At 45.4% G+C, this 20,570-nt stretch carries 18 protein-coding genes; 10 read left to right on the top strand and 8 right to left on the bottom strand.

The window, feature by feature from the left end:
• Window positions 1-16: 16 nt before the first annotated feature.
• The 6 genes from AC6I7V_RS08230 to pspF form a co-directional block, all read right to left on the bottom strand.
• Complete coding sequence (locus tag AC6I7V_RS08230) at window positions 17-799, bottom strand: peptide ABC transporter ATP-binding protein (RefSeq protein ID WP_255230463.1); 783 nt, start codon at window positions 797-799, stop codon at window positions 17-19.
• Entirely contained in the window at window positions 796-1,797 is a 1,002-nt protein-coding gene (locus tag AC6I7V_RS08225; RefSeq protein WP_261881760.1) for a peptide ABC transporter ATP-binding protein, read from the bottom strand. Before AC6I7V_RS08225 ends, AC6I7V_RS08230 begins: the two co-directional genes overlap by 4 nt.
• Complete coding sequence (locus tag AC6I7V_RS08220) at window positions 1,797-2,684, bottom strand: ABC transporter permease subunit (protein ID WP_261881759.1); 888 nt, start codon at window positions 2,682-2,684, stop codon at window positions 1,797-1,799. The genes AC6I7V_RS08225 and AC6I7V_RS08220 overlap by 1 nt, the downstream gene beginning before the upstream one ends.
• The gene (locus AC6I7V_RS08215; RefSeq protein WP_498010654.1) at window positions 2,671-3,633 is read right to left on the bottom strand and encodes an ABC transporter permease; all 963 of its coding nucleotides are present in this window, start codon (window positions 3,631-3,633) and stop codon (window positions 2,671-2,673) included. Before AC6I7V_RS08215 ends, AC6I7V_RS08220 begins: the two co-directional genes overlap by 14 nt.
• Window positions 3,633-5,258: an ABC transporter substrate-binding protein SapA gene (sapA, locus tag AC6I7V_RS08210; RefSeq protein ID WP_498010653.1), complete on the bottom strand. Its 1,626-nt coding sequence runs from the start codon at window positions 5,256-5,258 to the stop codon at window positions 3,633-3,635. Before sapA ends, AC6I7V_RS08215 begins: the two co-directional genes overlap by 1 nt.
• Before the next feature lie 102 nt (window positions 5,259-5,360).
• Window positions 5,361-6,374 (bottom strand): phage shock protein operon transcriptional activator, encoded by a 1,014-nt coding sequence (pspF, locus tag AC6I7V_RS08205; protein WP_255230468.1) that lies wholly within the window; start codon window positions 6,372-6,374, stop codon window positions 5,361-5,363.
• 242 nt (window positions 6,375-6,616) lie between these two features.
• On the opposite strand from pspF, the gene pspA reads away from it, so the two are divergent.
• The 7 genes from pspA to AC6I7V_RS08170 all read left to right on the top strand — a co-directional run bounded on the left by pspA (window position 6,617) and on the right by AC6I7V_RS08170 (window position 13,936).
• Complete coding sequence (gene pspA, locus AC6I7V_RS08200) at window positions 6,617-7,288, top strand: phage shock protein PspA (protein ID WP_032552131.1); 672 nt, start codon at window positions 6,617-6,619, stop codon at window positions 7,286-7,288.
• A gap of 14 nt (window positions 7,289-7,302) precedes the next feature.
• Window positions 7,303-7,536, top strand: a complete 234-nt coding sequence (pspB, locus tag AC6I7V_RS08195; RefSeq protein ID WP_032552132.1) for an envelope stress response membrane protein PspB — start codon at window positions 7,303-7,305, stop codon at window positions 7,534-7,536.
• A complete protein-coding gene (gene pspC, locus AC6I7V_RS08190) occupies window positions 7,529-7,915 on the top strand; it encodes an envelope stress response membrane protein PspC (RefSeq protein ID WP_150868906.1) in 387 nt (128 codons plus the stop codon). Before pspB ends, pspC begins: the two co-directional genes overlap by 8 nt.
• A gap of 158 nt (window positions 7,916-8,073) precedes the next feature.
• The gene (locus AC6I7V_RS08185; protein ID WP_255230470.1) at window positions 8,074-9,108 is read left to right on the top strand and encodes an efflux RND transporter periplasmic adaptor subunit; all 1,035 of its coding nucleotides are present in this window, start codon (window positions 8,074-8,076) and stop codon (window positions 9,106-9,108) included.
• 1 nt (window position 9,109) lies between these two features.
• Window positions 9,110-10,195, top strand: a complete 1,086-nt coding sequence (locus tag AC6I7V_RS08180) for an efflux RND transporter periplasmic adaptor subunit (protein ID WP_498010652.1) — start codon at window positions 9,110-9,112, stop codon at window positions 10,193-10,195.
• The gene (locus tag AC6I7V_RS08175; RefSeq protein ID WP_498010651.1) at window positions 10,188-13,283 is read left to right on the top strand and encodes an efflux RND transporter permease subunit; all 3,096 of its coding nucleotides are present in this window, start codon (window positions 10,188-10,190) and stop codon (window positions 13,281-13,283) included. The genes AC6I7V_RS08180 and AC6I7V_RS08175 overlap by 8 nt, the downstream gene beginning before the upstream one ends.
• Window positions 13,284-13,369: 86 nt before the next feature.
• Complete coding sequence (locus AC6I7V_RS08170; protein ID WP_498010650.1) at window positions 13,370-13,936, top strand: DNA-3-methyladenine glycosylase I; 567 nt, start codon at window positions 13,370-13,372, stop codon at window positions 13,934-13,936.
• A gap of 72 nt (window positions 13,937-14,008) precedes the next feature.
• Here AC6I7V_RS08170 and AC6I7V_RS08165 read toward each other — a convergent pair whose 3' ends face one another.
• Together AC6I7V_RS08165 and cls are read right to left on the bottom strand one after the other, a co-directional pair.
• Window positions 14,009-15,193 carry a cystathionine beta-lyase gene (locus tag AC6I7V_RS08165; RefSeq protein WP_498010649.1) on the bottom strand — a complete coding sequence of 395 codons (1,185 nt, stop codon included), beginning with the start codon at window positions 15,191-15,193 and terminating at the stop codon, window positions 14,009-14,011.
• Window positions 15,194-15,516: 323 nt separating this feature from the next.
• Window positions 15,517-16,971: a cardiolipin synthase gene (cls, locus tag AC6I7V_RS08160; RefSeq protein WP_498010648.1), complete on the bottom strand. Its 1,455-nt coding sequence runs from the start codon at window positions 16,969-16,971 to the stop codon at window positions 15,517-15,519.
• Between the two features lie 365 nt (window positions 16,972-17,336).
• Between cls and AC6I7V_RS08155 the strand changes: the two genes are divergently transcribed.
• The 3 genes from AC6I7V_RS08155 to AC6I7V_RS08145 all read left to right on the top strand — a co-directional run bounded on the left by AC6I7V_RS08155 (window position 17,337) and on the right by AC6I7V_RS08145 (window position 20,546).
• Window positions 17,337-18,770 (top strand): sodium-dependent transporter, encoded by a 1,434-nt coding sequence (locus tag AC6I7V_RS08155; RefSeq protein WP_255230477.1) that lies wholly within the window; start codon window positions 17,337-17,339, stop codon window positions 18,768-18,770.
• Between the two features lie 121 nt (window positions 18,771-18,891).
• Window positions 18,892-19,590 carry a TIGR01621 family pseudouridine synthase gene (locus AC6I7V_RS08150; RefSeq protein ID WP_255230478.1) on the top strand — a complete coding sequence of 233 codons (699 nt, stop codon included), beginning with the start codon at window positions 18,892-18,894 and terminating at the stop codon, window positions 19,588-19,590.
• A gap of 8 nt (window positions 19,591-19,598) precedes the next feature.
• Complete coding sequence (locus tag AC6I7V_RS08145; protein ID WP_261881748.1) at window positions 19,599-20,546, top strand: class I SAM-dependent methyltransferase; 948 nt, start codon at window positions 19,599-19,601, stop codon at window positions 20,544-20,546.
• The last annotated feature ends 24 nt before the right edge of the window (window positions 20,547-20,570 follow it).

The raw sequence follows: 20,570 nt of genomic DNA, 5'->3' as shown, positions 1-20,570 counted from the left end.
CTCGTGATTTTAATGACTAATAGTTTGGCGCTTTAAAGAAGTGACTCTCTACCAAGCGTTGAGTAATTTGGTGAGAGGGGTTAGCGAGTACCTCAAGGGTTTCACCTGCTTCGACCACATCCCCTTCATGCATCACGATGATCTTATCTGTGATGTGCTTAATGATGCCAATGTGTTGTGAAACGTAGACAAACGATACGCCCATCTCTTCTTGCAGCTCCAGGAACAGATTGATGATTTGAGAGCGCATCGCCATGTCCAAACCATTCAGTGCTTCGTCGGCGACAATGATCGACGGTTGAAGTATTAAGGCGCGAGCCAGACAAACCCTCTGCTTTTGTCCTGCCGCCAGCATCTGAGGGTAGAAGTAAGCATGTTCTGGAAGTAAACCAACTCGAAGCAGCGTGTCTTTCACACGCTTCATACGTGCTTCAGGCGGCATATTCGTGTTTCGCTTAAGTGGTCCTTCGAGAATACGACCAATCTGGATACGAGGGTTTAACGAAGTGTTCGGATCTTGGAAGATCATGCGAATTAACTTACAACGTGTCGAGTAATCTTTGTGTTCAAGCTTTTCACCATTAACCCGAATCTCACCAGAAGTTGGTTCAACCATACCTGCTAACATACGAGCCAGTGTGGACTTACCAGAACCATTTTGCCCAATAAATCCAATAGTTTGCCCCGCCTCTAGAGTGAAGCTCACCGGTTTCACCGCTTGATGAATCTTCTTACGAAAAAGCCCAGAGCGAGTTGTAAAATCTTTGGAAAGCCCACTGACTTCTAATAATGCACTCATGATTTCTTTTTCTTCTCCATGTTCAGCGGGAAGTGACAGTTAAATTTATGATTTTTTACACGTCTGGTGTGAGGTATCTCAACACACTGCCTTTGTGCATACGGGCATCTAGGTCCCAAACGACAGCCAATGGGTAAATGCTGCAAAGGGGGAATCGATCCGGGTAGTGATTGCAGCTTCTCTTTGTGTGGTATCCAATCGTTAAAGTCTGGCATCGCTTTCAGTAGCGCGACGGTATACGGGTGCTTAGGTGCATCCAAGAGTTTAGCGGTGTCGGCAGACTCAACCGATTGGCCGCAATACATAACCGTAATTCGTGTTGCCCATTGAGTAATCGTGGTTAAATCATGGCCAATCAAAATAATGGTGGTGTTGTGCAATTGATTCATGCGACTTAATAGACGCAAAATCTGAGACTGAGTGATTGGGTCCAAGTCATTGGTTGGCTCATCAGCAATCAGTACTTTTGGCTTGGCGGCAATGGCCATTGCGATCATCACTTTTTGACACTCACCATCAGTCAGCTCGTATGAGTAACTATCCATCAGACGTGAGTGGTCTTTGATCCCGACTTTATGAAGTAGGGCAATCGCCTGTTTCTTTCGCCACTTAAAACGTTGCCACCATTTGCCTTCAAAGGCGTGAGATGGAATGGCTTCGATCAGCTGGTGTCCCACTTTTTCCGATGGGTCTAGACAGGTGGAAGGCTCTTGGAAGATCATCGCAATATCACGGGCAATGACTCGGCGGCGCTCTTTGGGTGTCAGTTGAAGCAAATCAATGTTACCCAGACGCATCCGGTCCGCAGAAACTTTCCAGTTTTCTTTACATACACCAACGATCGCTTTGGCTACCAAGCTTTTACCGGAACCAGACTCTCCCACTAAGCCGCGGATTTCCCCTTCGTTAAGGGTAATGCTCATGCGGTCTACGGCTTTCACTAAGCCCTGAGGTGTTTCGATCTCAATGGTCAGATGTCGAATATCAAGTAACGGCATTATTCGATCCCTGCGTTAAGTGCTTGGCGTACGCCTTCGCCGACTAAGTTAATGACGATAACGGTAAACATTATGGCAAGGCCGGGTAGGGTTACTGTCCAAGGCGCTAAGTAGATAAGCTCTACAGAGTCACCTAGGATTGACCCCCATTCCGTACTTGGAGCTTGAGCGCCTAAGCCTAGGAATCCCAGTGCGGTAATATCGAGAATCGCAACAGAGAGTGCTAACGTTATTTCAAGGGCAATGACGGTCAGAATATTAGGTACTATAGAGTTCCAAAGCAGGTAGAAATCGTTAGCACCGTCCAAGCGCGATGCCATAATGTAATCTTTCTCTACCTCTGCGTGCACCGCGATATAAACGGAGCGAATAAAGCGCGGAATCAGCGCAAGACAGATCGCCAGCAAGATGTTGAACTCTCCAAAGCCTAGGAAAGCAACAAAAATAATGGCGAGTAACAGAGATGGGATAGACATGACCGTATCAAGCAGGTGGTTTAAGGTACTTGATAGTAGGCCACGAGTCATACCCGCTAATACGCCGATCAAACAGCCAATGACAGCAGCAATGAAAGTGATCACCACCGCCGCTCCAAAAGTGAGCTGAGAACCAATAATCAGTCGAGACAGGATATCGCGACCTAGATCGTCGGTTCCTAGAAAGTACTCTACTGTACCCGCTGGATCCCATGATGGCGGCGTTAACAAATGACCGGTTTGCTCTTGGGCATCATGAGGAGCTAGCCAAGGGGCAGTAATGGTGACGAAGATAATCAGAACCAAACACCACAAGCCAAACATCGCAAGATTGTTATTGCGGAAGCTACGCCAAAAACGCTCAAATTGAGTCGGGATGTGCTCTTCTTGATAGACGTTACTTGTTAGCATACCACTCTTTCCTTACTAGAGGATTGATCATCGCGCCGATCAGATCCGATAGGATATTCGCTGTTAAAACCAGCGTTGCCACCACGATTACTCCAGCTTGAATTGATACGTAATCTTGGTTAGATAACGCATCAAGCAGCCAGCGACCGATACCCGGCCAGTTAAAAATAGACTCGGTAATAATGGCGAGCGTCAACATACTTGAAAGCTGCACGCCGACTTTGGGAACGATCGGTGGGATCGCATTACGCAGCACATGTTGCGTGACGATCTCACGGGTTGACAGACCTTTAATTCGTGCAGCACGAATGTAGTTTTGTGTCATCACTTCAGCCACTGATGCTCGCATTAGACGAATAACCTGCGTGGTTGGTGCCAAAGCCAGCACCAAACAAGGCAGTGCCATATGCTCAATCACGCTCTGTAGTGCATGTGCTTTGTAGCGACCTTCAGCAAAAAATGCATCAATGATCGCAAAGCCAGTGACGTGTTCAATCTCGTAAAGTAAATCGTAGCGGCCGCCAACCGGGAACATCTCAAAATGCAGAGAGAAGACCATGATCATCAGCAGAGCTACCCAGAATATTGGGGCTGAGTAACCTGCCATCGAGGTGAACGATATCGTGGTATCGATGAACTTACCTTGGCGCATCCCTGCAATGGTTCCAAATGGGATACCGATAAGGAGTGCAAGTACGAATGCAAAGAAACATAACTCTAGCGTTGCTGGGAAGACCACGGCTAATTCGTCATAGATCAGCGTACCATGTTTACTGATACCGAAGTTCAGAGTTGATAACTCACTGATGTAGGTTAACCAACCTGGCCAAAATTCTTGAATTGCCCAAGGTGACGTCTGGTCTAAGCGAAGCAAAGAGAAGCCAACGATAGTCAAAATCGCAAGTGTTATAACGAATAGATTGACGCGCCTTAACGTATACCAAAACATTAGTGGTGCACCTCTCTTGTCACTTGGTCGAAAGGTTGGGCATTAAATGGACTTTGCTTAAAGCCTGTTAAAGACCGATCGTGTACGCGGAATTGCACGCCATGAGCCAGTGGGATCACAGGGAACTCTTCGTTAAGAATATTCTGTGCTTGGTGATATAAATTCACACGGTGTCTCTGTTGATTGATCTCCAGCGCGAGATCAAGAAGAAAATCAAAGTCGGAATTGCACCACATCGACACGTTCAAGCCAGCGCGTTCTGACTGACAAGAGAGCAGTGGACGTAAGAAGTTGTCTGGATCTCCTGTGTGTCCAATCCAGCCCGTAAGCAACAGATCTGTCGAAGCGATGGAAGAGAGTTGAGTACGATCGAAGCGGTCGTCAGTATAGAGCTTTAAGCTAATACCAATATCAGCAAGATTGGCTTGAATAAGCTCCGCAGTCTTTTGCGGGCTTGGGTTGTAGGCTCTAGGTTCCAGAGGTACCCACATAGAGAGCTCTAAACCGGGCTCTACACCTGCATCTTTGAGCAGAGCAACGGCATAGTTACGGTCGTAACGAACTTGAACCTGGTCTTTTTGATAAGCCCAAGAAGTGGGTGGCAATAAGGTATACGCCTTGCTCCCTGTTCCGTAATAAACCGAGTCCAGAATATTCTGGCGGTTGATAGCAAGGTTTAACGCTTTACGTACACGTGCGTCGCGTAGAGCAGGGTGTTCTGTGTTTAGGGCGATGAACGAGACGTTTACAGCAGGTGTTGCTGTAATCTTAAGCTCTTCTTGAGCTTGAATAATTGGAATCTGGCTTGAGATAGGTGAATTGAGTACATCACATTCATCACGGAGTAGCTTCGCGAGTGTCCCCGTACCACGTTGTGACGTATCAAACACCACTTGGTCCATTTTCACTTTGCTTTTCCAGTAGTGCTTGTGTTTTTTTAAACGAACAAGGTCGTTGATTTGAAAGTCATCAAGATAGAATGGACCTGTGCCAACTGGGTGTGAGTCTAAGCGGTTTTTCTCATCCAACTGAATAAGCTGACTGGCGTACTCCTTAGAGTGAATCACTGCATAGCTGGTAGCAATGTTGGTCAAAAAGGAGTTGTCAGGGCGTGTTAACCTAAACCTGACTGTCAAATCGTCTACTGCTTCAATACTGTCAATTAGATTCGAGAAATCGATACCCGCAAACCAAGGGTAAAGGCCGCCGCCAACATAGTGAAAGGGGTGGCTGCTGTCCGTGATGCGTTCGAAGCTAAAAACAACATCTTGTGCGTTTAAAGCACGAGTCGGTGTGAACCAATCGGTAGTCTGGAACTGCACATTTGGGCGCAATTTAAAGGTATATTCAGTACCTGCCTTGTTCACTGTCCATTCGGAGGCGATGTTAGGCTGGGGACGATATGTTTTAGGATCGAGTTGCAGCAGAGTATCGAAGATCTGAGGGCTTAGTGACTCCGCCGTGATGCCACTATCCACCAACTGTGGATTAAAGGTGTTCGGGTTACCTTGGCCGCAATAAACAAAGCCTTTTTGTCGGATCTGATCGTGATCGACGCTCTCTCCACATCCGGCTAAAACGCCAAGTGTGAAGAAACCTAGTGACAGTCTTAATAGTGCTTTCATAAAAAGAAATACTTTTCGAAACGAGGCAAAAGAGAAGCCTCAAGATCCGGATAATTTAACATTTTATTTATTGCGCTCCAAATAATAATCCTGTGCTAGCAGCTATTTATCACTGTTTTGTCCGACTATCGAATATTTCCTCACCATGCCTCTCAATTGGTTGTAGGTAAGACCAAGCAGCTGTGCCGCTTGCTTCTGATTATATTTACTTGTTTTCAAAGCTTGATTGAGGAGGGCGATGTCTTGCTCCTCTTGCCACGCTTTGTAGTCGAGTGGTAGAGAAAAGCTGCGCTCAATAGAAGTATGGTCGCTTGGTGCGGAATTGTCAGTTTCGGCCTGAGTATCACTCCATGCAGGTTCAAACGGATTAAATACAAGAGACTCAATCGGTTCTGGGTTACGGCCATGCTGATAAATAGCTCGTTCAATCACGTTTTTCAGTTCACGAACGTTGCCCGGCCACGGGTAATCGATCAATGACTGCTTTGCTTCAGGTGAGAAGCCGACAAATAGATCCAGCTCGAGCTCACGGCACATCTTAATCGCGTAATATTCGGCAAGAAGTATGATGTCCTCTTTTCGTTCTCGTAGTGGCGGTAGTGTGATCACATCGAACGCTAAGCGATCCAATAGATCTGCTCTAAATTCCCCATTACTTGCCATATCGGGCAGATCGGCATTGGTTGCACAAATTAATCGTACATTGGCGCTAAGTGCTTTTTGACCACCAACACGTTCGTATTGCCCGTATTCGATAACACGAAGTAGTTTTTCTTGAACCGCTAGGGGAGTGGTTGCGAGTTCATCAAGAAACAAAGTACCGCCTTCAGCACGCTCAAATCGACCTTGATGACGCCCCTTTGAGCCAGTAAAGGAGCCTGATTCGTGACCGAAAAGTTCAGAGTCAATCAAGCCTTCACTTAATGTGGAACAGTTCAGTGAAATAAGCGGTTGGTCCCAACGCTTGGAAAGATAATGAAGACGTTGTGCAATCAACTCTTTACCTGTGCCGCGTTCACCAATGATGAGGACTGGTCTTTCAATTGGTGCCAATTGAGAGACTTTATCTAGAACAGTAAGAAAACTTTGGGACTCGCCGATTAAATTTTGCTGCATTAGGTAGCCTTGTCAGTGCGATTGTGTGACGCTGGTGGTGAAAAATACCAACACTTGGTTAATCTCATCATAGCATCTGTTGTTATAATCACCACCTAATATTAAGTTATTGATTTTTAATGAGTATAAAATTGGCACGCAATTTGGATTACTAAGAATAAGTTTATCCGCGAGTGATAACACCATTCGCACAGTATCAATGGTTTAACCATTGGCTAAGTTGATTATTTAAGGAGTTCCTTATGGGTATTTTTTCTCGCTTTGCAGACATCGTAAATTCAAACATCAGCGCATTACTCGATAAGGCTGAAGATCCTGAAAAAATGATTCGTCTTATCATCCAAGAGATGGAAGACACACTGGTAGAAGTTCGCACCAATTCAGCCAAAGCCATTGCTGACAAAAAAGAGCTGGCTCGTAAGGTGGAGTCTATCGAAGACCAAATTGCAGATTGGCAACAAAAAGCAACGCTGGCATTAACCAAACAGCGTGAAGATTTAGCGAGAGCTGCTCTGATTGAGAAGCAAAAGCTAGAAGACATCATCAAGAGTCTTCACACCGAACAAACTCTAGTTGAAGAGACAATTGAAAAGCTAACCAGCGAAATTGGCAAGCTTGAAACCAAGATCGCTGAGACGCGCGCAAAGCAACAAGCGCTAGCGATTCGTAACAATGCTGCCAGCAATCGTCGTGATGTTCAAAAACATCTTCACTCAAGCAAAACAGATGAGGCGATGGCGAAATTTCAGCAAATGTCACGTAAAGTAGACGAACTTGAGGCAGAAGCCGATCTGTATGCTAAAACAGGTAACGCTAAATCCCTTGATCAAGAATTTGCTGAACTGCAAGCTCAAGATGAAATTGAAAAAGAGCTGGCGAAACTGAAGCAGCAAGTCGAAAACCGCGATAAATAACCTAGGAGTTATCTATGTCATCATTTCTAATAGCTGGTCCACTGATTGTCTTTCTGATTTTTGTTGCTCCGCTATGGTTATTTTTGCACTACCGCAGTAAAAAGAAGTCGAGCAACGGTTTGTCTGAGACGGATCTTCAAAGGTTGCACCACCTTTCGCAACAAGCGGAGTCGATGCAAGATCGTGTTAAAACCTTAGAAAAGATCTTAGATGCGGAGTCCCCTAACTGGAGACGAAACTATGAGTAGAGAACTGTATCGCGACCCTATTAACGGCAAGTTATCAGGTGTTTGTGCCGGCCTAGCGAATTACTTTGGCTTAGAAGTATGGTTAGTACGCATTATGGTTATCTCTGCTGCATTACTGGGCGGCAGCTTCTTAGTGATTCTCGCTTATCTGGCTATGACGTTCATGATTGAAAAGCAGCCAAGACGCTATGTCGATGAACTGAAGTCAAAACAGGAGCACACGTTAAAGCAAAAGCCATGGGAGCAAGGTCAAACACCAGAGTTCCTGCTCAACACTTTAGAGAGTGATTTCGAAAAGATAGAACGTGACGTGCGCAATATTGAAGCGTATGTGACATCAGATACTTTCAAAGTGAATCGCGAGTTTAAAAACATGTAGCACGTTAACTTATTAACTTCCTATAACGGCTTGGGTGATTATCGTCCAAGCCGTTATTTTTTTTGAATATTTTCTCAAAATAATTCCGCACATTAACTGGTAAGTTAGATGTGAATAATCTATGTTAATAAAATATTTATAGATATGGATGATCTAAAATGTACAAAGCCTCCCTTGTCCTTATGACAGCGTTAGCAGGGCTGTCTGGGTGTGGTAAGGAGCTTCCTCCTGTCCCCGAGCCTGAATCTCGACCTGCCAAACTCTTCACCGTTTCTGTCGGCAACAACACTTTTAAACGCGACTTTCCAGCCACAACAGAAGCCGGTGATAAAGCTGTCCTCGCATTTCGTGTTCCAGGACTCTTGCAAAATATTGAGGTCACTGCTGGGCAGATGGTCACTAAAGGTGACACGCTCGCTGTTCTTAACCCCGATGAGTATCAACTACTAGAAAAGCAAGCGAGAGCCAACTATCTCTTGGCGGATGTTCAGTTCGAGCGCGCCAAAAAGCTGCGCAAAGACCGTGTTGTTTCAGAGCAAGACTACGATCAAGCCAAAGCTAACCACAATTCGGCAAGAGCGGTATTAGACCAAGCTAAAGCCAACCTACGTTATACCAAGCTCGTTGCTCCTTATGACGGCACCATCTCCATCATTCCTGCAGAGAATCATGAGTATGTGGCTGCCAAAGAGGGCATTATGAACATTCAAACCAACCAAATCATGAAGGTTGTGTTCCTGCTTCCGGATCAGTTAATCACACGCTACTCTGCCGGTTTTGAAACAGAAGCGAATATGGTGTTTGATGCCTTTCCGGACTATTCTTATCCGTTGACATTCCAAGAAGTCGACACCGAAGCGGACCCCAAAACCGGCTCTTACAAAGTAACTATGATAATGGAACGTCCAACGGACATCGGTATCCTGCCGGGCATGTCTGGCAACGTATTCCTCTCATCAAATCGCGGGGCTGCAACTAAGATCCCAACCGCAGCGATGATTACAGAAAACGACGATACCTATGTATGGCGCGTCAACAACGACGGTATTGTTGAGAAAGTTGCGATAGTGACGGATGAAAAGCGCCACATTGTTTCTGGCTTGAATGATGGTGATCGCATCGTGACATCAGGCGTTAATGAGCTGAAACCCGGCGAAAAAGTTCGTGAATGGATTAAAGAGAGAGGGCTCTAATATGAAGAGTATGAAAAGCGCGATTGGGCTCTCTTGTTTAGCTTTACTTGTCGGTTGTGAACGACCGGAAGTGACGTCTGAAATCAATGTCCCTCTGGTTCGAACAATGGAAGTTCAGGTTCTCGATTTCCATGACAAGCTCTACTTCCCTGCGATTGCCAACGCAGCTGAAAAGGCGCACTTAAGCTTCCGCGTAGCGGGTGAAATTAACCGATTAACAGTCAAAGAAGGTGAGCGAGTTAAAGAGGGTGACTTGATTGCTGAACTCGATCCAACTGATTATCAATTGGAGGTTGATAACGCGCAGGCTCGATATACGGTGGTGAATAGCCAGTACAAACGTTCGAGTCCACTGGTTAAGAAAGGTCTATTGGCTAAATCTCAATTTGATGAAATTGCAGCGCAACGTCAAATTGCTTATGCCGAATTGGAGCTGGCAAAACTGCGTCTCTCATTTACTAAATTGCGTGCCCCTGTAGATGGCATCATTTCTCGCGTAAGTGTTGACCAATTCGAGAACATTCAGGTTGGCCAACAAATCGTTAATATCCACAGTGTCGAAGACGTTGAAGTGGTGATTCAGTTGCCTGATCGTATTTATGTGAATCAACCTACGGAGACACTGGTCTCTGATATTCGAGCTTTGGTTCGTGTCCCTAGCGGTAATGAATATGAGTCTCGAATTAAGGAGTTCACCACAGAGCCGGACCCGAACACTGGTACTTTTACCGTGACTCTCGCACTACCAATGCCAAAAGATGATCTGATCCTTGATGGTATGGCTGTGGAGGTGACTTCATATGGTCGCGATATCGGCTTAGAGCTAAAAGCAGGTGTGCTTATCCCTATTGAAGCGGTGTTTAACGCAGACGGTGACCCATTAGACAACAAAGAGTCTTATGTTTGGGTGGTGAATGATGACAAGACAGTGACCAAACAACAGATCGTTTTAGGCAAAGCCAATCAAAAAACTCTACAAGTGATTAAAGGTTTAGAGATTGGTCAAACCATAGTGACAGCAGGTGTGTCGAAGCTAAGAGATGGGATGACAGTGGAAGTATTGTCTCAGGAGGCGAACAATGAGTGAACTGAATAACAAGCCTCAAAGCGATGATGAAGTAACAGGAGTTGCGGCTTACTTCATTCGTAATAAGGTGATCAGTTGGATGCTATCACTTATTTTCTTGATTGGGGGTGTTGCAGCATTCTTTGGCCTTGGTCGATTAGAAGACCCAGCGTTTACTATCAAAGACGCGATGGTTGTTACTTCCTATCCGGGAGCGACACCGCAACAGGTTGAGGAAGAGGTGACATACCCGCTTGAAAAAGCGATACAACAACTTACCTATGTAGATGAAGTTAACTCGATATCCAGTCGAGGACTCTCTCAGGTCACCGTGACCATGAAAAACAACTACGGCCCTGATGACCTTCCACAGATCTGGGATGAATTGCGCCGTAAAGTGAACGACCTCAAAGGGCAGCTTCCTCCGGGGGTGAATGATCCGCAAGTGATCGATGACTTTGGTGATGTGTACGGGATTTTGCTTGCTGTGACAGGTGAGGGATACTCCTATAAAGAACTACTCGATTATATTGACTACCTCCGCCGTGAATTAGAGCTGGTGGATGGAGTGAGTAAGGTCTCGGTTTCAGGTGCGCAGCAAGAGCAAGTATTCATTGAAATCTCGATGAAGAAAATCAGCTCTTTGGGACTCTCTCCAAATACGGTGTTTAACCTTCTTTCGACACAAAATGTGGTGTCGGATGCCGGTGCGGTGCGTATCGGTAGTGAGTATATTCGAATCCATCCTACGGGTGAGTTTAAGAATGTTGAGCAACTTGGAGACTTAATTCTTACTGAGGGCGGCGCACAAGGTCTTATCTACTTGAAAGATGTGGCTGACGTTAAGCGTGGCTATATTGAAGTACCCACCAATATCATCGGCTACAACGGGAAGTTGGCGCTTAACCTAGGTATTTCGTTTGCTCAAGGGGTAAACGTGGTCGCTGTCGGTGAAGCATTTGACCGACGCTTAGCCGAGCTGAAATACCAGCAACCTGTAGGTATTGATATCTCCGAGGTATATAACCAGCCGAAAGAGGTAGACAAGTCGGTTAGTGGCTTTGTGGTCAGTTTAGGGCAAGCTGTCGCTATCGTTATTGTGGTTCTGCTGTTCTTTATGGGTTTACGATCGGGTTTGCTGATTGGTTTGATCCTGCTGCTGACGGTGCTAGGTACGTTCATTTTTATGCAGTACTTCAAAATCGACCTGCAACGTATCTCGTTGGGGGCCCTGGTGATTGCGCTTGGGATGCTGGTGGACAATGCCATCGTGGTGGTTGAGGGCATACTCATAGGCACACAAAAAGGCCGAACGCGTATGCAGGCAGCGACCGATATCGTTACTCAAACTAAGTGGCCTCTGTTAGGTGCAACCGTCATTGCGGTAACAGCCTTTGCACCTATTGGACTTTCAGAAGACTCGACGGGCGAATATTGTGGCACCTTGTTTACGGTACTGCTTATCTCGTTGATGTTGAGTTGGTTCACTGCAATCTCAATCACGCCGTTCTTTGCTGACTTGTTCTTCAAAGGTCAGAAGGTGGATCCGGATAGCGAAGGTAAAGATCCATACAATGGGATGGTTTTTGTCATCTACAAAAAGTTCCTTGAGTTCTGTATGAAGCGCGCATGGCTAACCATGATCGTTCTGGTGATTGGTTTAGGTGCGAGTGTTTACGGCTTCGGTTTCGTGAAACAAGCTTTCTTCCCATCTTCAACCACACCTATGTTCCAAGTCGATGTGTGGATGCCAGAAGGGACAGACATCCGTGCGACAAATACCAAGCTAAAAGTGCTGGAGAACTGGTTATCTGAGCAAGAAGAAGTCGAGCATATTACGACAACCGCAGGTAAGGGTTTGCAACGTTTCATGCTGACCTATGCACCAGAGAAGAGCTACAGTGCTTATGGTGAAATCACAACACGTGTGAAGAGTTATGAAGTGCTCGCGCCTCTAATGAAGCGCTTTAGAGACTATGTTGACGCTAGCTTCCCTGAAATTGACTACAAGTTAAAGCAGATTGAATTGGGTCCAGGCGGTGGTGCGAAAATTGAAGCGCGTATCGTAGGTTCTGATCCAACAGTGCTGCGTTCAATTGCTGCTCAAGTGATTGATATTATGCATGCTGATCCAGGTGCATTCAACGTTCGTCACGATTGGCGCGACCGTACTAAGGTGCTTGAACCTCAATTTAACGAAAGTCAGGCTCGTCGTTACGGTATCACTAAGTCTGATGTGGATGATTTCTTGGCAATGTCGTTTTCTGGTAAAGCGATCGGCGTATATCGTGATGGTACGACACTGATGCCTATCGTGGCACGCTTACCAGAAGATGAGCGTATCGACATCCGAAACATAGAAGGGATGAAGATCTGGAGTCCAGCATTAAGTGAGTTCATTCCGTTGCAACAAGTGACCCGAGGCTACAAGATGCAATGGGAAGACCCACTTATCATTCGTAAAAACCGCAAGCGTATGTTGACGGTGTTTGCTGACCCTGACTTACTGGGTGAAGAGACCGCAGCAACGCTTCAAAAGCGCCTTCAACCCCAGATTGAAGCGATTGAACTTCCACCGGGTTATTCACTCGAGTGGGGTGGTGAGTATGAGTCTTCAGCGGATGCGCAAGCGTCGCTGTTTACTACCATGCCTCTCGGTTACCTGTTTATGTTCTTGATCACCGTGTTCCTATTTAACTCAGTGAAAGAGCCGCTGATTGTTTGGTTGACCGTACCGTTGGCATTGATTGGTGTAACCACTGGCTTACTCGCGCTCAATACACCGTTTGGCTTTATGGCACTGCTTGGCTTCTTGAGTCTGTCGGGGATGCTGCTCAAGAACGGTATTGTACTGCTCGACCAAATCGATATTGAGATGAAGTCGGGTAAGGAACCTTATATCGCAGTAGTGGATGCCGCATTGAGTCGTGTTAGACCTGTGTGTATGGCTGCGATTACGACCATTCTGGGTATGATTCCGCTGCTACCGGACATCTTCTTTAAGCCGATGGCGGTCACCATCATGTTCGGTCTAGGCTTTGCGACAGTATTAACTTTGATTGTGGTTCCTGTGTTGTACCGCATGTTCCACAAAATCAAAGTTGTTTAACATTTTCATTATTAGTTAAAGACTATAGTGCCCCATCAAGGGGCACTATTTTTTGGTCGTGATACCGACCGTGAGGGAGAATTACAATGACGACACAACAAGTCGAACAAACCTGTGCATGGGCATTGAAGCACGAATTGGAAAGGGAGTATCACGATAACGAGTGGGGCATTCCTGTTTATGATGATCAGGTTCTGTTTGAATTTATTACGCTTGAAGGCGCGCAAGCAGGTTTAAGTTGGATCACAATTTTGAAGAAGCGAGAAGGCTATCGAGCGGCATTTAAAGAGTATGACTTACAGGCATTAGCTGCAATGGATGAATCACATGTTGCTGAGATCATTGAGACGTATGATGTGGTCAAACACAAAGGCAAAATTGCGTCAGTATTTAGTAATGCGCGTGCCGCAATAGAGTTACAGAAAGAGTTTGGTTCAATCTCTAACGCACTTTGGCAGTTTGTTGCTCATCAGGTCATCATGAACAACTGGCAAGAGATGTCTCAGGTGCCTGCTTCAACTGAGCAATCAAAAGCGATGAGTAAATTTCTTAAAAAGCGTGGCTTTAAGTTTGTCGGAGAGACGATCTGCTACGCATTTATGCAAGCGGTCGGTATGGTGAACGATCACTTAGTGAATTGTCCAAAAAAGTGATAGAGAAGAAGAAAGGCAGCCGGGTGGCTGCCTTCTAGCGGATGTTGCTTTTGCTTTTACTAACGAGATTGGCTATAGCAACGCGTTGTAGCGTTCAAAACCAGCTTCTAGGTCTGCAATCAAGTCATCGACATCTTCAAGACCAATGTGCAGACGAACAAGTGTCCCTTCAAATTTCGGATTCGCGATTGTGCGCAGGCTATCAAAGCTCTTCGGTTCGTTCGCCAAAATTAAGCTTTCAAAACCACCCCATGAGTAACCCATGCTGAAGTGCTTCATACCATCTAACAATGCAGTCGTTGCTCGTGGGTAGCTTGTTTTAAGTACAAACGAAAACAGGCCATTACCACCAGTGAAATCACGCTTAAAGAACTCATGGCCTGGACAACTTTCTAACGCAGGGTGACGGACATGGTCCACTTCGGGGCGAGTTTGTAGCCACTGAGCGACTTTCAAACTGTTCTCGGCATGTTGACGTAGGCGTACATCCATTGTTCGGATACCACGTAAACCTAAATAGGCATCGTCCGGAGATACACATTGGCCCATTAAGTAGCTTTGCTCACGCAATTGGTCCCAATGCTTTTCATTCGCAACAGCAGTCCCGAGCATCACATCTGAGTGACCGACAATGTATTTGGTTGCAGCTTGAATTGAGATGTCGACACCATAGTCAAATGGTGAAAAGTTAACCCCAGCAGCCCAAGTGTTATCGAGCATAACGATGATATCGTGTTGATGGGCAATACGAGCTAGTGTTGGAATATCCTGAACTTCCATCGTGATGGAACCCGGAGATTCGGTAAATAGGATCTTTGTATTCGGTTGTATAAGATCTTCAATACCTTCGCCTATGGTTGGTTCGTAGTAGGTGGTCTCTATCCCCATCTTTTTCATGATGGTGTCACAAAAGTCACGAGTTGGCTCGTAGCAAGTATCTACCATCAGAATATGGTCGCCCGTTTCTACGAATGAGAGGATGGCATTAGAAATCGCCGCTGTCCCACAAGGATAAAGCGCACAGCCTGCGCCACCTTCTAGGTCGACCATCGCGTCTTGGAAAGCAAAGTGGGTGTTGGTACCTCTACGGCCGTAGAATAGAGTTTTGTTGGCACGGTTTACTGTTGCTTTGTGTTTTTCGGCAACGGTATCAAATACAACAGTTGATGCACGTTGAACGGGTGGGTTAACCACACCGTTAGTCCACTTTTTATCGCGACCTGCTGTGATCAGTTTTGTTGTTTTGCTTTCGGACATACTCTGAATTCCTTATCAATCTACTATCCTTTATTTAAAACACGCCATTGGGTACGAAAGCAAGGGAAGTTAAAGAGTTTTTGTAATTAATACCAATCACAGTAAATAAGTGAGCATAGGTAGCGCAGGAAAAAGGTTTGAGAGCAAGGCAGCTTTTCTACAACAGGGAAGCTTCGATCAGTAGTAGCCCTACAATCAAAAATTCTAACGTAGTTATCAAGCCTTTTAACAAGCTAGAATGAGCAATTATTTACTACGATTGGTATACAGACCCTTTGTTGAATAAGGGTCTAGGAAATGGATAAGAGGGTGGAGTTCAAAACCTAGAGTAATGGATTGAAGAGGTAAAATAGACGCTCAAAGAAGCGTGATTGAAGGCTTCTTTCTTGCCATTTATCGAGGCTGACAGGGTGGGACGTCTCGATATACGATTCTTGAAGGTCGGCAAGTTGACGTGTAAAACTCACATCGTCAACAACAAGCGTTACCTCAAAGTTAAGCCAGAAGCTGCGCATATCGATATTCACCGTGCCGATCAAGCAGAACTCTTCATCAATCACTACCGATTTCGTGTGTAGCAAGCCACCGTAGAATTCATAAATCTTCACACCCGCTTCAAGTAGCTCGGTATAAAAAGCACGAGATGCCCATTTAACCATCACCGAGTCGTTGCTATGCGGGATCACGAGTTCAACATTGACTCCTCGTTGTGCCGTCATTTTAAGGATCTCTAGCAAATCTGCGCTCGGCACGAAATAAGGTGTGGTTATGCGCACTGAGCGATTTGCTTGGTTAATCGCAATGCTCAACACTTGCAGAATGAGATACTCAGGCATACCTGGGCCAGATGGCACAACTTGAACGGGATGTTTGACTTCGGATTCATCGACCTTACATTCTGGAAGGGCGGGCAAAATGCGTTCTCCTGTCTCCACTTCCCAGTCCCAGCCGTGAATAGCAGACAATACGTTCACGGTTGGACCTGTAACCCGCACCATAACATCAATCCATTGTCCGACACCTGCTCCTTGCTTAAAGTGAGCAGGATCGACCATGTTCATTGAACCTGTATAGGCAACAGTTTCATCAATTACGATGATCTTGCGATGCTGTCTTAGATCGAGGCGACGCAGGAACATACGCAACGGACTAACCTCAAGCGCTTGCACAACCTGTACACCAGCATCACGCATCATAGAGCGCCAGTGGCTTTTGAAGAAGCGAGGGGAACCCGCGGAATCGAGGAGTACTTTTACGTCGACACCGCGCTTGGCAGCCCGGATTAACGCGGAAGCAACTGAATCGGTTAGACCACCCGGATGCCAGATATAGAAAACCATTTTGATACTGATTTGGGCGTTTTCGATATCTTCAATGATCGAATGTAAGATTTCATCGGGAGACGATTGCAAAGAGAGCGTATTACCACTCAATGCAGGGATACCCATACGGTTATTACACAATTCATCGATTTTATGGATAGGTGAGCCAACTTCGCCAGGTTGGTGCACTTGGCAGTGATTTAATTGGCGGAACCAGTCACCGAAAGGCGTGAACATACGCTGGGCACGCTCTGCTCTTTTTCTGCCTAAATTGAGTTCACCAAAGAGAAAATAGCAGGCGACGCCCGCAATTGGGACGATATAAATAATAAGCAGCCATGACAAAGACACGCTCACCGACCGTCTTTTAAGTACAACACGAAGTGTGACACCCGCGACCAGTACCCAATAGAGCACAACAGCGGCCAAAGTTAAAAAATGATAGAGCTTTTCCACATCTAATACTCGAAAAAAGAGACACTTAGATAGTAATGCTATTTTGGTGATTTGGGAATTTTACAGAACAAGTATTTACAAAATAGAGTAAAAGCTGTAAATAGATTAAAGTTGTTAAGTTTTAGTTAACTTAAGACGAAAACGATTGTTTTGTATGAAAAGTCGGCATTTAACCATAACATTATACATTGGTAACGAAATATGTACGGTTCGGGCTTCCAATTTTAATCTTAAACTGGTTTACTGGCTATACAACGAGCGTCAATCAAATTTTTTAGGATGTAAACATAGATTTACACCTTCTTTTAATAAGACGCCACCAAAGCAAACACAACATTACACAACATACAAATTTTGGAGTTAAAGTGGCTACGAGTAATACAACCACAACACCTCGTGATACCTGGGGTTCGAAATTAGGATTCGTAATGGCTGCAGCAGGTTCTGCTGTTGGTCTAGGTAATATCTGGAAGTTCCCATATACAGCGGGTGAGAGCGGCGGCGGTGCCTTTGTTGCAATCTACCTATTCTTCGTAATTTTCATCGGTTTCAGTGTGATGCTGACTGAATTTGCTATTGGCCGTCATACGCAAAAATCAGCAGTAGGTGCATTTAAAACGACAGACCGTCGCTGGACGTTCACTGGTGTGATCGGTGTAGTAAGTGGTCTACTTATCATGGGTTTCTACCCTGTAGTAGGCGGCTGGTCTATTGCTTACATCGGTAAGATTGCGGGTGGTCTTCTAGACGCACCTGAAGCAATCGGCGATAGCTTCGGTGGTTTCATCTCTAACCCAGTTCAACCATTGATGTGGATGGGTCTATACCTTCTTCTTAACGTTGTTATCGTTATGAAAGGTATCTCGGGCGGTATCGAGAAAGCGGGTAAGGTTCTAATGCCTCTGCTATTCCTGATCCTTATCGTGGTATCGATCAAAGGTCTGACTCTTCCAGGTTCTATGGCTGGTCTTGAGTTCCTATTCAGTCCTGATTTTTCTAAGGTAGACAGCAACGTAATCCTAGCTGCACTTGGTCAAGCATTCTTCTCACTATCTCTAGGTATGGGTTGTATGTTGACTTACGGTTCTTACCTTAAGAAGAAAGAAAACCTAGTTCAAACTACCGCTATGGTTACAGCAATGGATACAGGTGTTGCTATCCTAGCTGGTGTTGCAATGTTCCCGGCAATGTTCGCATTCGGCATGGAACCAGCAGCAGGTCCTGGTCTAGTATTCGTAGTTGTTCCTCAGCTATTTGCTGAAATGGGCGGCGTAATTGGTCTTCTATTCGCACTTCTGTTCTTCATTGGTCTAAGTGTTGCTGCTCTAACATCTTCTGTTTCTCTACTTGAGGTTGTGGTTTCTTACCTAATCGATGAGAAAGGCATGAAGCGTGTAACAGCGGTTATCTCTGCAAGTGTTGTCATGGCTGCACTATGTATCTTCGCTTCTCTATCTCTAGGTGGCGTTGGTCCAACACTGTTCGACACAGGTGCATTTGATATCTTCGACCTACTAACAGATAAGATCTTCCTAGCGGTTGGCGGTATGTTGGTATGTATCTTCGCTGGTTGGAGACTAAACCGTGCAGACCTAGAGAAAGAAATCACTAACGACGGTGAAGTATCTTTCCCACTATTCGGTCTATGGTACACACTAGTTAAGTTTGTAATCCCAGTAGCAATCGCAATCGTTGCATTCATGGGTATCTCTTCTGGCTTCGACAGCGGTAAGGGTGCAATCATGCTACTAGGTATCGGTATCATTGCAGGTTCAGCGTTGATTTCTAAGAAACTGTAATTAAGACCTTCAATGTTAAGATGAATAGAAAGCGAGAGCCTTAGTGCTCTCGCTTTTTCATTGCTGGTATCTGGTGTTGGACAAGGTATACTTCTAGCTCGATTACGGAGTAAGCCTTTTCATGTTCGACATTCTTGTAAACCACTCAGATTTTTTAATTATCAATAAACACCCTGGTGTCAGCGTTCATAAAGATGATGGCGATACCATGCTTCTTCAAGAAGTCGCGACATCACTGGATATCGAGAAGCTTTATCTGGTTCACCGCCTAGACAAAATGACCTCTGGCATATTGTTGTTAGCAAAAAATGCGGCTGCGGCAAGCGAGTTGTCTCAGTTGTTTGCTAACCGCGAGGTTGAAAAGTACTACCTTGCAATTGGGTCAAAGAAGCCCAAAAAGAAGCAAGGCCTGATCGTGGGTGATATGGAGCGATCTCGACGTTCAAGCTGGAAGTTGATTAACAGTAAAGAAAACCCAGCAGTGACTCAGTTTTTATCAGCAGCAGCTGAACCTGGGGAAAGACTCCTGCTTTGTAAACCATATACAGGGCGCACTCATCAGATTCGTGTGGCGATGAAGTCGATAGGTTCGGCGATCGTTGGCGACCCAATTTACAATTCTTCAAGTCAATCTGATCGCGGTTACCTGCATGCGTTTGCGATCCGATTTACCTATCAATCTCAAGCATATCAATATGTATGTGACCCGAGAACGCACCAATCTCTTGGTCAAAAATGGTCGCAAGAGACGGTATCGACAGGTTTGGATACTTGGCTTGAACCTTGGTCATTGGCGTGGCCAAAGCTAAACATTAAGTGAGAGATATAATGGAAGCATCTGCTTTACCGGTATTTTTTGAACATATCGAACAACAGTTAAACGAAGTACCTAATGAGTTGCGTCGTATTTTTCATGGTCGAGGCAAATTTTGGCCAGGCCTAGAACAGCTAACTTGTGATTGGGTGGATGGTCAACTGCTAGTGAACATTTTCAAACAGGTTGATGAAGAGTTCCTATTAAGTTTGAAAGAGGGGCTTTTTAAACTGACTGAGCAACCAATTTGGCAACAAAAACAGGGCACAAGTGTAGTGCTGCAACACCGTTATGCTGAAGGTAGCCCATCAGAAGTGATTTGGGGCGAACTAGACTCATCACCAGTGGTGGTTGAGCACGGTCTCAAGTATCAGTTGAACATCGGTCGCAACCAGAACTTCGGTCTGTTCTTAGACATGCGTAACGGTCGTCAGTGGGTCCAAGAGAACGCTAAAGACAAGAACGTATTAAACCTGTTTGCTTACACCTGTGGCTTCTCTGTGGCTGCTCTAGCGGGTGGTGCGCGTCAGTGTCTCAACGTAGATATGTCTCGCGGTTCGTTGAGCAAAGGTCGCGACAACCACCGTCTCAATGAACATGATATGCGCTCAGTAAACTTTCTTGGTTACGACATCTTTAAATGTTGGGGAAAAATCAAGAAAGGTGGTCCATACGAATTAGTGATCATTGATCCACCATCTTTCCAAAAAGGCAGTTTTGCACTGACGAAAGACTATAAGAGAATTTTACGTCGTCTGCCTGAGCTTCTTAAAGAGGGCGGAGAAGTGATTGCTTGCGTGAATTCTCCAATGGTTTCACCAAACTTCCTGATTGATACCATGGCGGAAGAAGCACCAAGTGTTAAGTATCTAGAACGTATCCCAAACCCGCCTGAGTTTGTGGATGTTGATGCTGATTCAAGTCTGAAAGTACTTCGCTTCAAATTAGAATCCGCAGAGTAGTTTCTAGAAACGAACAAACCATAT

It is taken from the genome of Vibrio sp. KUL70 (assembly GCF_059725515.1).
This window is presented reverse-complemented; position numbering and strand designations above follow the sequence as displayed.

Excerpts from the sequence above, each read along its gene's own strand:
- AC6I7V_RS08230 (WP_255230463.1), bottom strand. The coding sequence starts at position 799 with ATGAGTGCATTATTAGAAGTCAGTGGGCTTTCCAAAGATTTTACAACT.
- AC6I7V_RS08225 (WP_261881760.1), bottom strand. The coding sequence starts at position 1,797 with ATGCCGTTACTTGATATTCGACATCTGACCATTGAGATCGAAACACCT.
- AC6I7V_RS08220 (WP_261881759.1), bottom strand. The coding sequence starts at position 2,684 with ATGCTAACAAGTAACGTCTATCAAGAAGAGCACATCCCGACTCAATTT.
- AC6I7V_RS08215 (WP_498010654.1), bottom strand. The coding sequence starts at position 3,633 with ATGTTTTGGTATACGTTAAGGCGCGTCAATCTATTCGTTATAACACTT.
- sapA (WP_498010653.1), bottom strand. The coding sequence starts at position 5,258 with ATGAAAGCACTATTAAGACTGTCACTAGGTTTCTTCACACTTGGCGTT.
- pspF (WP_255230468.1), bottom strand. The coding sequence starts at position 6,374 with ATGCAGCAAAATTTAATCGGCGAGTCCCAAAGTTTTCTTACTGTTCTA.
- pspA (WP_032552131.1), top strand. The coding sequence starts at position 6,617 with ATGGGTATTTTTTCTCGCTTTGCAGACATCGTAAATTCAAACATCAGC.
- pspB (WP_032552132.1), top strand. The coding sequence starts at position 7,303 with ATGTCATCATTTCTAATAGCTGGTCCACTGATTGTCTTTCTGATTTTT.
- pspC (WP_150868906.1), top strand. The coding sequence starts at position 7,529 with ATGAGTAGAGAACTGTATCGCGACCCTATTAACGGCAAGTTATCAGGT.
- AC6I7V_RS08185 (WP_255230470.1), top strand. The coding sequence starts at position 8,074 with ATGTACAAAGCCTCCCTTGTCCTTATGACAGCGTTAGCAGGGCTGTCT.
- AC6I7V_RS08180 (WP_498010652.1), top strand. The coding sequence starts at position 9,110 with ATGAAGAGTATGAAAAGCGCGATTGGGCTCTCTTGTTTAGCTTTACTT.
- AC6I7V_RS08175 (WP_498010651.1), top strand. The coding sequence starts at position 10,188 with ATGAGTGAACTGAATAACAAGCCTCAAAGCGATGATGAAGTAACAGGA.
- AC6I7V_RS08170 (WP_498010650.1), top strand. The coding sequence starts at position 13,370 with ATGACGACACAACAAGTCGAACAAACCTGTGCATGGGCATTGAAGCAC.
- AC6I7V_RS08165 (WP_498010649.1), bottom strand. The coding sequence starts at position 15,193 with ATGTCCGAAAGCAAAACAACAAAACTGATCACAGCAGGTCGCGATAAA.
- AC6I7V_RS08150 (WP_255230478.1), top strand. The coding sequence starts at position 18,892 with ATGTTCGACATTCTTGTAAACCACTCAGATTTTTTAATTATCAATAAA.
- AC6I7V_RS08145 (WP_261881748.1), top strand. The coding sequence starts at position 19,599 with ATGGAAGCATCTGCTTTACCGGTATTTTTTGAACATATCGAACAACAG.